A 13,625-nucleotide genomic window follows, 5' to 3' on the forward strand; every position below is an offset into this window, starting at 1 on the left:
GTGGCATGAGAACGATGGCTGCCACTGTCGGCCAGAAGCGCGGCTTTGTCTTTGAGCAAGGTCAAAGCATGCGGAGCTAGGCCGGCGCCAAGCGCTGCCGCCTCTGACGATCACGCAGAGGATCACTCCGCGGATCACTCAGAGAATCAGCAGGGCGCGGAAGTCGTTGACATTGGTGAAGCTGGGCCCGGTGATCAAGAGATCGCCCAGGGGCGCGAAGAAACCGCGGGCGTTGTGGGCCTCCAGCTCGGCGCGGGGATTCAGACCCAGGGCACGGGCGCGGGCCAGGCTGCTAGGCGTGAGGAAGGCGCCGGCGTTGTCACCGACACCATCGATGCCATCGGTGTCGGCCGAGAGCCCGTAGACGCCGGCCTCGCCATCGAGGGCGATGGCGCAGGCCAGCAAGAACTCGGTGGCCCGGCCGCCCTGCCCGAGCGCTTGCCCCGATGGCGGGGGCTTCACGGTGACCGTGGTCTCGCCACCCGAGATCAGCACACAGGGCTTGGCAAAGGGCTGGCCGCGCCGCGCCGCCGCGCGGGCCAGCGCCGCATGCACGCGGCCCACCTCGCGCGCCTCGCCCTCGATCTCGTCGCTGAGGATGTGAGCGGCCAGGCCCAGCGCGCGCGCCGCCTCGGCCGCGGCCTCCAGGCTCATCTGCGGCGTGGCCAGCATGCGCAGCTGCTGCTGGGCCCAGAAGGCCTCGCCCGGCTTGACCGTCTCGAAGGCGCCCGACTCCAAGCCGGCGCGCGCCGCAGCCGGCAGGCTCAGGCGGTAGCGGGCGCAAATGGCCAGGGCATCGCGGCAGCTGCTGGCATCGGCCACCGTGGGGCCGGAGGCGATCACGCCGGGCTCATCGCCGGGCACATCGCTGATCAAGAGGGTCAGGACTTGCCCGGGCGCGCAAGCCGCCGCCAGGCGCCCGCCCTTGATGGCCGAGAGGTGCTTGCGCACGCAGTTCATCTCGCCGATCGAGGCGCCGCTGTGCAGCAGGGCCCGATTCAGCACCTGCTTGTCGGCCAGGCTCAGGCCCGGGGCCGGCAGGCTCAGCAGGGAGGAGCCCCCGCCCGAGATCAGGCAGATCACCAGATCGTCGGCGCTCAGGCCCTGGCACAGGGCCAGCATGCGCTGCGCCGCGGCCTGGCCCGCGGCATCGGGCACCGGGTGGGCCGCTTCGACCAGCTCGAGGCGCCGCGGCCGGTAGCCCGGCGGGGTGTGGCCATAGGCCGTGATCACCAGGCCCGACACGGGTGCGTCGGTCGGCCATTGCGACTGCAAAGCGGCCTCCAGCGCCTGCGCCATGGCGCCGGCCGCCTTGCCGGCGCCGAGCACCAGGGTGCGGCCACGCGGCGGCGCGGGCGGCAGCTCGGCCGCCAGGGTGCGCGCCGGCAAGGCGCGGTCCACGGCCGCCTGGTAGAGCTGGCGCAGCAAGGCCTTGGGGTCGGGCAGGGTCAAGGCTGGGCTCCGGCCTCGAACCATTGGCCCAGCAGGGCGCGCTCCGCGTCGGTGATCTGGGTGGCGTTGTTCATGGGCATGAGTTTTTGCACCACGGCCTGCTGGTAGAGCGCCTGGGCGTTGTGACGAATCAGCTCGGGGCTGTGCAGCTGCACCCCCTTCTGCGCCAATTGTGCGTTATGGCACATCACACAGCGCTGCGTGACGATGGCTTGCACCTCGGCCATGCCCGGGGCCGCAGGAGCTGGGGCCGCTGCTGCTGAAGCATCTGGAGCCGGCGCCGACCGCGGCGCCATCCAGACGATCAAGCCCGCCAGCAGGGCCAGCGCGGCCGCCACAAAGCGCCAGTCCTGCACGCCTTTGTGGCGCTGGACGAAGAACACCCGCACCAGCACGCCCACGGCCATCAGCAGCACCAGCACCAGCCAGTTCTGGGCATGGCTGTAGAGCATGCCGTAGTGGTTGGACAGCATGGCAATCAGCACCGGCAGGGTGAAATAAGTGTTGTGCACGCTGCGCTGCTTGCCGCGCTGGCCGAACACCGGGCTGACCGGCCGGCCGGCGCGCATGTCGGCAATCACCTGCTTCTGGCCCGGGATGATCCAGAACAGCACATTGGCGCTCATCATCGTGGCCAGCATGGCGCCAATGATCAGAAAGGCCGCACGGCCGGCAAACAGCTGGCTGGCCGCCCAGCTGGCGCCGACGACAAAGACCGCAATCAGGCCCAGCACCCGGCCGTCGTTGCCGATGCTGCCATCGGCCTTGTGGCCGAAGCGGCGGCAGATCTGGTCGTAGACCAACCAGCCCGAGGCCAGAAAGCCCAGGGCCGCAGCCACAGCAGCCGGCGCACTCCAGGCATGGACGCGGGGATCGATCAGATAGGTGTTGGCGTTGGCCAGGTACAGCAGCACAAAGAGCGCGAAGCCGCTGATCCAGGTCCAGTAGCTTTCCCAGTAGAACCAGTGCAGCTGCTGCGGCAGATCGGGCGGCGCCACCATGTACTTCTGCGGGTTGTAGAAGCCGCCGCCGTGCACGGCCCAGAGCTCGCCATCCACGCCTCGCGCGCGCAGCTCGGGCGCGCTGGGTTTTTGCAGATGGTTGTCCAGCCAGACGAAGTAGAAGGAGGCGCCGATCCAGGCAATGCCGACGATGACGTGCAACCAGCGCAGCAGCAAGGCAGCCCAGTCCAGCAGATAGGCGGGCGAGAAAACATCCATGGTTGAAGCGGTTCCGAGTCAGAGGCGGCTCACCACAGGCGGGCGCTGTGAGCTGCAATCCCTGTCGCGTGGGGCCAGTGCAAAGCCTGGCCCGACTCCTCTGCCCGCCGCCGCGGGGCAGCCGGGCCGCGCGGCGCGCCGGCAGCGCTCCGCTGCGACGAGTGGGCAAAGTGTATACAGTTCCGCCCCACCCGCCTGTTCGGGTTTTCTTTCAGTCGACGCTCTGACAGGCCCGGAACGCCATGCTCAACGGCGCTTGGCTTTGGCCTTCGCCGCTGGCTTGGGGCCTGACTTGGCGGCCGGCTTGACTGCAGCCCCGGCCTGCAGTGCCTCGGCGCCCGTGCGGGGCCGATCCGCGCGCAGCGCCCGCCCGGGTAGCAGGCGTGCGGCCAGGTCGGCCAGGCCGGCCGCGGTGCGCTCCAGCGCCTCGTCACGGTAGCGCACCAGGGCCAGGGCATCGTGGAAGCGTGAGAGCCGCTCCAGCCGGTTGACCATGGCTTCCAGCTGCGCCGGCCGGGCGCTGACGCCGTCCAGCGCTTGCAGATAGGCACTGGCGAGATCTTCCTGCGCGCGCCGCCCTTCTTCGCCGGCACGCCCCAGGCTGCCGTCAAGCAGGCGCTCGACCAGCAAGGCTTCGGGCTGGATCAGCAAGTCCCAGGGGCTGGGCTCGATGGCGAACTTCTGCGCCGCATCGCGCCGGCATTGCTGGGCCAGGGCGATGGCCGCGTCGCGCTGGGCCGGGCTCTGCCAATCGGTCAGGGCATCCAGGGCCAGGCGGTAGAGCGCATGGCAGGCGCTGAAGCTATCGCTACCCGGCTGCCCCTCGCCGGCCTTGTAGGCCGCCACGCTGTTCTGCAAGGCCTGGTCCATCAAGCGCGCGGCCTCATCGGCAGCCGCCATGTCCAGTTGGCCGCTGAGCAAGCGCCGCGCCTGCAAGCTGGCCAGGCGCTGCCAGGCGCTGCCGCGCAAGGCCGTGCGCTCGGAGTGGTTGGAGGCCGGAAGCGCGTCCTGCGCTGCAGCGGCCGGCCCGGCCAGCAAGACATCGAGGCCGTCGAGGCGGCGCAGGGCCAGCTCGATCAGGCCGGTGTCCAGAGGCTCGGCTGCGTGAGAGCCAGACTTGCCCGCCTTGCCCGCCTGGGTCGAGCGGCTCAGCGCGTCGACCGCCTGCGCCTCGCCGAGGCGCGTCTCCACATCGACCAGCTTTTCCAGATCCGAAATCGGCACGGCGCCGCTGCGATCCACCGCCTGCACCGCGCGCAGCAAGGCCTCGCGCGCCTGCTCCAGCTGGCCCAGCTCCATCCAGGTGCGGCCCAGCGCCGACTGCAGCTGCGGCAGCTCCAGCCAACCGGCCGGGCAGCGCCGGTCCAGGGTGTCCTGCACACGCTGGCCCAAGGCCTCAAGCTCACGCGCACTCAGGTGATCGCGGCGGCGCGAGAGATCCGCCCGCAGCCGTGCCAGCTCGTCCAGCCATTCCTCGGGCGAGACGAACAGGGGCGGGCCTCCACCCTCGCCCGCATCTGCACGGCGGGCCTCGTCCCCGCCCTGCCCCTGTGGCTCAGCCATCCAGCCTGGGTCGCCATAGGCCTGGAAGGCGCCCCAGGTGATGTCCTCGGGGTGGCTGTCCCAGACCGCACGGCGGGCCCGAAAGACGGCATCGCCAAAGCTCTGGCGGCGCAGCAGCAGCTGCTCGTAGAAGACCTGGCCGAAGCGCCGCGCCGATTCATCGTTAACAGCCCAGCCGGCGACGATGACACAGCGCACGCCGATCTCGATCAGCTCGCGGGCCACGCTGGCGGCCAGCTTGTTGCTGCCCTGGCCTTTGCCGGCCGGGTCCACCTGGCCGAGGTGGCAGCAGTTCAGGAACACCAGCTCGGGCACGGTCTCCATGGCCTCGATCTCGGCGGCAGTGATCAAGAGACCGTCCGAGAGCAGCACGCCGCTGCGCGCCTGACCATCGGCATGCGTGAGGTTGAACACCCCGTGGGCCGAGATATGCAGCAAGCGCCAGGGCTGGCTGTACAGCTTGGCCAGCACATCGCTGGCCCGAAGCCAGTTGCCGACCTGGGACTCGACCTCGTAGCCGATGCGGCTCAGCAAAGCCGTGATCTGCTGGCCCTCGGCTTCGGCGCCGGGCAGATCCGGCGGTGCCGCGCTGGGCTGGCCGGCGATCATCGGGAAGCCCTTGGCAAAGCCTTCGCTGCTGGGGTTGGCGATCACCAGCGCGCGCCGGCCGCTGCCCTGACGCACGACATTGCGGAATCGTGGCGAGGCCAGCTGGCGTACCACAGCCGTGCGCAGGGCCAGAGGCAGCTTTTCCTCGGCCGGGCGCTCGGGGTCGTCACCGAGCAGCAGCTCCCAGGGCAGGTTGGCGGTGTAGGCATCGACCACCAGCACCACCCGGTCCAATTGCCGAGCCGCATCCTTGAAGTCATGCGGCACCATCAGCTGGAACAGCAGGCGGCCGAAGTCTTCGTTCCAGATCGGGTTGCCGATCTGCTGGCTGACCAGCTGCTCGATCAAACCCGGCTGCCGCTGCAGCGCCACCGATTCGGCCCGGGCGCGCTGGCCGACATAGGTGTAGCGCAGGCGCTGGGCGAGCGCTGCGGCATTGTTGCCGGCCGGAGCGGGGGCATCGGCGCTGCGGTCGGCATCGGCGACGATCAGGCGCGGCCAGTAGCTGGCACTGCCGGCATCGAAGAGGCGCGAGCGCAGGCCCTCGCCCTGCTGCAGCTCACCGCGGCAGAGCAAGGAAATGCCCTGGCGCTCGGCCTGGTCACTCAGCGTGGCGCTGAGCTGGCGCAAGGCATAGGTGGCGCTGATGGCGGTGTCGAGGTAGAGCTCGATCAAATCCAAGCGGCCGATGCGGATGTTGAGACCGGTGGTGGCGAAGAAGCGCGCATTGGCCTCCATCACGCCGCGCACCAGAGCCTCGACCGAAGCCGCCACGGTCAGATTGGCCGAAGAGTTGTAGCCCAGCAGCAGGCTGGCCAGGGTCAGCTCTCGCTCGCCCTTGCCCAGCACATCGATGACCTGCAGCAGGTAGCGCAACGCGCCGGTGCGCACCGCCTCGGTCAGGTCGGCCGGGTTGAGCGGCAAATCGTAAGAACCCAGGCCGGTCACCACGGCACCACTGAGGTTGCCGCGGCGGCGCTCGGCATCACCGGGCACGCGCAGCACCACGACGGCAGAACCGCGGCTGCCGGCATACAGGCCCAGGCTGTGGCGCTCGCTGAGTTCACCGCTGAGCAGCTCGCGGTCAATCAGGCTCTCGGCACCGGCAATCGGGTCGCGCAGGTAGTGGCCCACCATGATGGGATCGGTCACGAAACGCAGGTCCATGGCGCGCACCTGGACCTCCAGCCGTCGCTTGGTACGGGCCGGAACGCGGTCGCGGGCCGAGGCGCCGAGCAGGCCGCGCAGCAAGGCATCGGGGTCCTCGGCGCTCGGCGGGCCGGCGTCGTAATGGGTGGGCATGGCCTGCTCGATGGCACGCTGGGCCGGCGGATTGACGGCCAGGCGGGCAGTCTGACCCGAGGTCAGCAGCTCCACCAGCGCCGGGAAATGGGCCGGCGTGGCCAGCAGGTCACCATGCGCGGCCGGCATGTAGAAGAAGCGGCCGATGCCGCCGATGCGGCCGGAGTCCCAGCTGACCGTGCCATCGCCACGGGTGGTGCCCACCATCTTGAGCCGGCGAGAGTTGTCCTTGCCTTCGATGCGAATGCCGCATGGCGTGTTGGGCGCCTGGCCAAAGATGTAGACGCTCTTGCTCGCGTAGGCCAGAGGCAGGCTGGGCAGCCCCGGGCCATCCTGCTGCCACAGCCAGCTGGCAGCATCCAGCACGGGCTGGGGCGGGGTGCCGGCGCGGCCGTTGCCGAACCAGAAATCGCGCACCAGGCCTTTGAGCTCGGCCCAGGTCTCGGCCTGTTGGTAGGCCAGGCTGACGCCCCCCTCGGGCAGGCCCTGGAAGGTGTCAACAAAGCCAGGCTTGGGCAGCAGCTGCAGAGCGCCGCGAAAGCCGGCAATGATGTCCAGCACCTCCTGCATATCGTGGGTCATGTCCAGGCGTACCAGGGTGCGCAAGGTGTCGCCTTTGCCGATCAGGTTCTCGACCATGGAGTGCGCGCCCTGGTGCGGCGTGCCCAGCATCAGCAGGCGGGCGCCGTCGCGCGCCATCAGGCTGTCCATCACCGCGCGGCGCTTGTGGATGCAGGCACGCACCACCAGGCCACCCATGCTGTGGGCCAGCAGGCGAATGGGTTGGTCGCTTTCCTTGAGCAGGCGATCGAGGAACTGCCCCAGGCGCTCGGCCAGCACGTCAAGCGGCTGGCGCCAGTCGTAGGGGAAAGGCTCGACCTGGTGGCTCTTGCTCAGGTGCTCGCACAGCTTGCCGTAGAACATAGCGAACAGCTCTTCGGCCTCCACCCCCGCTCCCCCCTCCTGCCAGGCCAGCTTTTCCAGACCACCCGCAGCAATGTCCAGGGGATCGAACCAGACCCGGTCTTTGGGGCCGGCGCGCAGATGCGAGCCCATCACGCCGGGCAACACCACGACGATGGGCCGCGTGTCCGCGCCCACCGCGCGGCTGCTGCTGGCCGCCAGGGCGGCGGCCATGGCCGCGGCAAAGTCGGCCTGAGCCGGCAGGTCGTGAAAGTTGGGCAGCCGGGCCGGCTCGCTGTGGGTCAGCCAGTCGCGCAAGGCGCTGCGTGTGTCGGCATTGAGGAAATAGCGGAAGTGCGAAACATCGGCACCGCGATCGAACAGCACCCGGGCCGAAAGCTTCGGGGCGATGCCGGCCAGCATAGCGCTGGTGTTGACGACCAGGTCGTTGTCGTCCATATCGAAGAGCAGGTAGTCGGTCAACATCACGCCGACCCGGCGCAAGAGGCCGCCGCCCTCGATATCACCGGCAATCACCGCCATCTGCGTGCCGGGCCGCACCGGCGCTTCGCGCAGCAGGCGGGCCAGCGGCGAATCGGGCAGCATGGCCTCGATGCCGGGCACCAGATGGGCATCGGTGCGGTTCTTGGCGATCTCGATCACCACACGCTTGAAGGCCGAGTACAGCGGGCTGCCGAAGAACACCGGCACGCGGCCGATCAGGCTCAGCAGGCCGGAGAGAAAGACATCGAAATTGCCGCTGGCCAGCTTGGTGCCGCTGGCCGGCGAGGCGGCACGCACATAGCGCTGCACCACCAGGCGGCGCTCACGCAGCACCCGGGCCAGGGTGCGCAGCTGCTCGCGCTGCTCGGCATGTCCTGCATCCAGCTCAGCGCGGATGCGCTGGTTCTCCGCTTCATCGGCCACGCCCGTGCCTTCGAAGGCATAGGCATAACGCTCGATCAGATCGTCAAATTTATCCAGGCAGAGCAGATCGGCCACCAGGCCGCCGCGGGAGTGCGAGACCAGGTTGACATGGGCGCCGATGGGCAGGGAGCGCGCCAGGGCGATCGCATTCTCGATCGGGCTCTCGGAAAGGGTGCGATGCTCGAAGGCAAAGATGCCACCGCGAAAGCGCGCCTCCAGCGCGCCCCAGAGATCGCGGTCGCCGTTGCGCAGCTCGCCAAAGCTGCCCAGCGAGCTGGAACCGGTACCATGCACAAACACCAGCATGGGCTGGGCCGTGGCCGGGTCCACCGGCGTGAGCAGATCCAGGCCGTGCGGGGCCAGGTCTTGCGCCTTGCCGGTGGCCGAGACCCAGCGGTACAGCCCGGGCTCCTGGTCCAGCTGGCACTCGATCGCCCACATCAGCGCACGCGTGCCGGCCCAGGTGACGCCGAGCTCGGCCTTGTCTGCCAGCTTGCCCAGAGCCAGCTTGATGATGGAATCAGGCTTGTCGCCTGCCGCGAAGGTGAAGACTCTGCTGATCAGGCCGCCGACGGCCTCTCCCAGGCCGCGGCTGGGGGCGGCGCCTTGCTGGCGCAGCTGCTCCAGCAGGATGGCGCCTGTCGCGGGGTCGAGCAACTCGGGGTGGCTCAGGCGCAGGCTTTGCTGCAGGCGTGCGGCACTGGTGATCAGGCTGCTGCCATCGGCCAGCTCGATCAGCATCAGGGCATCCGGTGCCAGCGCAGCCTCATGCTGGGAGGCACCGGCCACGCTGCTGCGCGCGGCCGGGCTGGTCTCGAAGCTGGCCAGGGGCTGGAGGTAGCCGGCCGGAAAAAACACATCGCCCTGCTCTTGCGGCGTTCCCGCCGCGCGGGTGGCTGGCATCAGCAGCTGAGGCAGCTGAGCCTGGCCAGTGGCGCGGGCACTGAGGCGCAGAGGGATGGGGGCGGCGGCAGCGGGCATGGCGGGCTCCAGCAAGGCTCAGACAGTGAAAGGCTTTTGCGCAAGAAAGGCCGCAGCCGGCCCCAGGACGAAGAGATTGGGCGACTGGCTGGGCGGCAGACCGGCGCGGATGCGGGCATGGAAGGCCGAGTAATTGCCGCTGAAGGCGCCGTTGTTCCAGACCTTGAGCAATTGGCCGGTGAAAGCGCCGTTGTGCGGGCCGTCCATCGAGGTCTGGTTGTCCTGGCAGCCCGAGATCAAGAGCACGGCCGGCCGGAAGCGCCCCACCAGCTTGCTGGCCTGCGCCGCGGCCCCTACCAAAGCCAGGGCCGCATCGGGGTCCACAGGTGCGGCCGAAGCCGCCCTGGCCGCCGCCTTCATCACATCGTCCTGCAGCTTGTCGTAGAAGGCCTGGTGCTCGCGGTAGACGCGGTTGGCCACTTCTTCAGGCATGAGCTTGGGGCGCTGATCCGGCGGCGGTGGCGGCGGTGGGAAGGCGCGTGTGACGCTGCCGCTGTGGCAGCTGTCGGACAGCACCAGGATGCGCACACCGGCGGCAAAGCGGCTGAGCTCGAAATAGAGCTCGTCATCGATCAGTTGGCCGTCAAACAAGCACCAGGTCTCGTCCTTCTTGTCGGGTTCGTCGCCATTGCTGTCGGCCACCTGGCCGCCATGGCCGGAGTAGCTGAGCAGGAAGAAATCACCAGCCTTCAAGCTCTTGGCCGCCGCACGCATCTGCGCCAGCACGGCCGCGCGCGTCGCCTTTTGCGTGAGCAGCACCGCGGGTTTGGCGATGCCCTGGGCTTTGGCTATGGCCGCCATGTCCTGGGCATCGAACTCGCAGGCCGCCAGCGGTCCGCTCCAGCCCCCGTAAGCCGCCGGGCTGACGGCATTCAGGCCGATGTGCAGGGACGCTGCCTTGGGTTTGAGCAGCGGCTTGGAGGCGGCAGTTTTCTTGCTGGCCATGGTCGGATCTCCTGACAAAGATGAACGCGGAGGGTCTCGGATGAACGGCCAGCGATCTCAGCCCGAAGCGGCCGGCGCGGAGCCGGCGGCCATCTTGGGCGACATGCGAACAGGACGAAACCCCTAGGTTCAGATTGCCCAAACAGCCACGGGTTTCACCCAGGGTGCGCGGGCAACAAATCGCGCCAGGGAAAAAGAAAAGCCGCAGGGGCATGCCCTGCGGCTTTGCGTCGACTTCGCGCCCGTGAACGGCCCACAGGGCCGCGGCGATCAGGCCTTGTTGCGGCGGCGACCCAGCCAGCCGATCACGCCCAAGCCGCTGAGCAGCAGGGCATAGATTTGCGGCTCGGGCACGGCCGCCACGGCGGCGACACCGGTGTCGGTGAAGTCGGTGAAGATGCCGTCCACGCCCATCTTCAGATAGGCTTCCATTTCCTTTTGCGGGTCGTTGAAGCCCAGCATGGAGGCGTCGTTGCGGAAGGTCCAGGTGTGCACGAACAAGCCGTTGGCATGGGCGTTCTCGATCACGCCGGTGCTGCCGTCAAGGCGACGATCCTGGCCATTGACGACGCCATCACCGGTGCGGTCCACGCCGTCGGCCACGGTCTTGAGCAGATAGGGCTTCCAGGGGCCGATGCCGTCGGCATAGGTGGCGACAAAAGACAGGCCGACGTTGCTGACCAGGTCGGCAAAGGTCAGCTTACCGTTGCGCACCGCCACGTCGTACGGGCGGTCATAGGGTGCAACCAAGGACATGGAGCCATCGGGGTTGACATCGTCGGCATCCACCAGCTGCACCAGCTTGATGTCGGTCCTGGTGTTCAGGTACTGCAGATTGCCGACTTCAAAGCTCTGGATGAAGACCGGTGCAGCGCCCGAGTTGCCGTAGGCAGCGTGCAGGGTCGAGACCAGCTTGTCTTCAAAGTAAGTCTTGCCGAAACCCAGGCTTTGCGAGACGCCCTGCATATAGGTCGAGTGCTTGAGCTCGGGATAGATGCCGATGGTGCGGCCGGTCTCGATGCTCTTGGCCTTGGCCAGGGCGATCACTTCGTCCAGGGTCGGAACCTTGAACTGGCCATCGAACTCGGTCGGGCGGCCGGCGCGAGTCTGCTTGGCGCCCAGGGTCTTCAGCTCGGCCAGGGTGAAGTCTTCGACGAAGAACTGGTTCTCGTACTTGACGCCGTCGATGGTCTTGGTCGTCATGCGGTCGGCGAACTGGGCCAGCGATCGCACATTGGTCGAATCGCCGATCACCGGCTCATGGCGGGCCACCAGCACGCCATCGCGCGTCATCACCAAGTCGGGCTCGATGTAGTTCGCGCCCAGTTGGATGGCCTTGGCATAGCCTTCCAAGGTGTGCTCGGGCAGGTAGCCCGAGGCGCCGCGATGGGCGATCACCAGCGGAGCCTTGCCATCCAAGGTATTCCAGGCTTGTGCCGGCGCGGCGGCCAAGCCAGACAAAGCGGCCAAGGCGGCCAGGACGGTGAAATTCAGATTCGTGTGCATGGGGGGACTCTCCGGTCTACAACAACAAGACGTGAGCCATATTCCTCATTCCCCGTGAAAATTCTCACCATGCCGATGAGCGCTCATGAGCCAAACGGACTACCTGCAAACATCCAGCAGCGGATGTGGCAGGGGCTGGTTCTGGCACAGAGCTGCCGTTGAAGGTTAGGCTGGTGCCACGGGGCATCGGGCGAGTGCTTCCGCTCATGTCCTCCGGCCAGTGCTGCGCACTGGCCTCCCCCTTTACTTCGCTTCAGCACTCACCCGACACCCCTTGTCAGTGCGACCGCTCGGCGTTTTCGCCGAAGGAGCAAGGCCTTGCTGGATCGGGACGGCTGGGTGCTCTGCGAAGTGAAGTCAAGGAGGAGACCCCAGCCGCGGGCTGGGGTCGGGGGACAGGAGCGGAGCAGAGCGCCCAGTCGGCCCGATCAACAACCGATCCAAGGGCTGCTTCGTACCTACAGCCGCCATCCCCAAGGATGGATGCTGCACAGCAAAAAGGGGCGAATCCTCCCGGACTCGCCCCCTCCTTGGATATCCAAAGTTTGCCGCGACTCAGCGCATGCTCAAACCGCCTCGCGCGGCCTTGACCGCACCTTCGCCCAGGGCGGCGCCGAAGCGCTTGGCCAGGCGTTCGGCCACGTTTTCACGCGGCGTGTAGTCGATCACTTCCTCGGCCTTGACCACCTCGCGGGCGACGTAGTCGAGGTTGCCGAACTCATCGGCCAAACCCATCTTTACGGCCTGTTCACCGTTCCAGAACAAGCCGGAGAACATCTCCGGCGTTTCCTTGAGGCGCTTGCCGCGGCCTTCGCGCACCACGGCAATGAACTGCTGGTGGATCTGGTTCAACATGGCCTGGGCGAACGCCTGCTGCTTGGGCGAGACCGGGCTGTAAGGGTCCAGCATGCCCTTGTTCTCGCCGGCGGTGAGCAGGCGGCGCTCGACGCCGAGCTTGCCCATCAGGCCGGTGAAGCCAAAGCCGTCCATCAGCACGCCGATCGAGCCCACGACCGAGGCCTTGTCCACATAGATCTCGTCTGCGGCCGCGGCGATGTAGTAGGCACCCGAGGCGCACATTTCCTCGACCACGGCAAACACCTTCTTGCCATGCAGGGCCTTGAGGCGCTGGATTTCGTCGTAGACGATGCCGGCCTGCACCGGGCTGCCGCCGGGTGAGTTGATTCGCAGCACCACGGCCTGCGAGCCGGGGTCCTCGAAGGCGTCCTTCAGGGCCGACAGGATCAGCTCGGCGCTGGCCTCTGTGTCGGCCGCGATCTCGCCGCGCACCTCGACCAAGGCGGTGTGCGGCGTGTTATTGCTGGGCCGGTGCAGATGCGGCGGGTACAGAAACAGCCAAGCACCGAAGGCCAGCACCAGCAACCAGAACATGCGGAAGACCAGCCGCCAGCGGCGCTCGCTGCGGCGGTCACGCAAGTACTCGCGGGCGAATTCGGCCAGCAAAGGCTCATACGCTGCGGCGCCGGAGGCCGGGCTGGCCGCAGTTGCGGCCGCTGCTGTCGCAGGGCCAGGCCGCGCGGCCGGCTCGCTCGCCAGCGGAGCGCCTTCAATCACCGGATCCGCAATCGGCCGCGGCAGTTCGTCATGGTTGCTCATCTTGGGGTACGGCTCGTTCTGTTCAGAGTGTTCGTTCGGGGCGGGCCCCAAAGAGGGCCGAAAAGGGCCGCAAAAAGGGCCAAATCGACCCAGGGTCGCCTGGTTTGGCTGTCAGCCTACTCGGCTTTGGGCGTCGGCGCTGCGGGGCGGGTGTCTCGGGAAGGATACCAATAGACCACGCCCTCGCGCTCCTGCACCTCGATCTTGGTCAGGCCCATGCGGCCGCACATGCCGGTGACGCAGCGGCCGGTCAGCGGGTCGTACACCGCGCCGTGAATGGAGCACATGATGTACTGCTTGTCACCATCAAGGAACTCGCCCTCCTGCCAATCCATCTCGGTCGGCACATGGGCGCAGCGGTTCAGATAGGCCACCACCTGGCCATCGAAGCGCAGGGCGAAGGCCCGCGCCGGCTCGCGGTACTGCTGTACATCAAAGGTGTGGGCACGACCACGCTCCTGCAGCGCCTCGGAGCTGCACAAAGGCAGGCCCTCGGCTTGTGGCGATTCCGAAGACGGCGGTGGGGTGAGGCTGGGCGGGAGGCTCATCGAGGGCTTCTTATTCAAATCCATCAAGGCTGAAATCAGGACAGGCCGGCGG

7 protein-coding genes are annotated in these 13,625 nt (G+C 67.9%); all 7 read right to left on the reverse strand.

Annotated features, from left to right (window positions below; translation table 11 throughout):
• Positions 1-138: 138 nt before the first annotated feature.
• Positions 139-1,476: a glycerate kinase type-2 family protein gene (locus AC1Q6P_RS02800; protein ID WP_492662942.1), complete on the reverse strand. Its 1,338-nt coding sequence runs from the start codon at positions 1,474-1,476 to the stop codon at positions 139-141.
• Entirely contained in the window at positions 1,449-2,672 is a 1,224-nt protein-coding gene (locus AC1Q6P_RS02805) for a urate hydroxylase PuuD (protein ID WP_492662943.1), read from the reverse strand. The genes AC1Q6P_RS02800 and AC1Q6P_RS02805 overlap by 28 nt, the downstream gene beginning before the upstream one ends.
• A 246-nt stretch (positions 2,673-2,918) precedes the next feature.
• Positions 2,919-8,957 carry a DUF7379 domain-containing protein gene (locus AC1Q6P_RS02810; RefSeq protein WP_492662944.1) on the reverse strand — a complete coding sequence of 2,013 codons (6,039 nt, stop codon included), beginning with the start codon at positions 8,955-8,957 and terminating at the stop codon, positions 2,919-2,921.
• A gap of 18 nt (positions 8,958-8,975) precedes the next feature.
• Positions 8,976-9,902, reverse strand: a complete 927-nt coding sequence (locus AC1Q6P_RS02815; RefSeq protein ID WP_171825673.1) for a caspase family protein — start codon at positions 9,900-9,902, stop codon at positions 8,976-8,978.
• A gap of 270 nt (positions 9,903-10,172) precedes the next feature.
• On the reverse strand, positions 10,173-11,408 hold the full coding sequence (locus AC1Q6P_RS02820) for a glycerophosphodiester phosphodiesterase (RefSeq protein ID WP_492662945.1): 1,236 nt from the start codon (positions 11,406-11,408) through the stop codon (positions 10,173-10,175).
• Between the two features lie 555 nt (positions 11,409-11,963).
• Complete coding sequence (locus AC1Q6P_RS02825) at positions 11,964-13,025, reverse strand: S49 family peptidase (RefSeq protein WP_492662946.1); 1,062 nt, start codon at positions 13,023-13,025, stop codon at positions 11,964-11,966.
• 116 nt (positions 13,026-13,141) lie between these two features.
• Positions 13,142-13,573 carry a Rieske (2Fe-2S) protein gene (locus AC1Q6P_RS02830; protein WP_492662947.1) on the reverse strand — a complete coding sequence of 144 codons (432 nt, stop codon included), beginning with the start codon at positions 13,571-13,573 and terminating at the stop codon, positions 13,142-13,144.
• Positions 13,574-13,625 lie beyond the last annotated feature (52 nt).

It is taken from the genome of Roseateles sp. GW835-FHT13E02, from assembly GCF_058794035.1.

What these genes read in the sequence shown, in the direction of transcription:
- AC1Q6P_RS02800 (WP_492662942.1), bottom strand. Translation starts at nt 1,476, where the DNA reads ATGGTTCGAGGCCGGAGCCCAGCCTTGACCCTGCCCGACCCCAAGGCC.
- AC1Q6P_RS02805 (WP_492662943.1), bottom strand. Translation starts at nt 2,672, where the DNA reads ATGGATGTTTTCTCGCCCGCCTATCTGCTGGACTGGGCTGCCTTGCTG.
- AC1Q6P_RS02810 (WP_492662944.1), bottom strand. Translation starts at nt 8,957, where the DNA reads ATGCCCGCTGCCGCCGCCCCCATCCCTCTGCGCCTCAGTGCCCGCGCC.
- AC1Q6P_RS02815 (WP_171825673.1), bottom strand. Translation starts at nt 9,902, where the DNA reads ATGGCCAGCAAGAAAACTGCCGCCTCCAAGCCGCTGCTCAAACCCAAG.
- AC1Q6P_RS02820 (WP_492662945.1), bottom strand. Translation starts at nt 11,408, where the DNA reads ATGCACACGAATCTGAATTTCACCGTCCTGGCCGCCTTGGCCGCTTTG.
- AC1Q6P_RS02825 (WP_492662946.1), bottom strand. Translation starts at nt 13,025, where the DNA reads ATGAGCAACCATGACGAACTGCCGCGGCCGATTGCGGATCCGGTGATT.
- AC1Q6P_RS02830 (WP_492662947.1), bottom strand. Translation starts at nt 13,573, where the DNA reads ATGAGCCTCCCGCCCAGCCTCACCCCACCGCCGTCTTCGGAATCGCCA.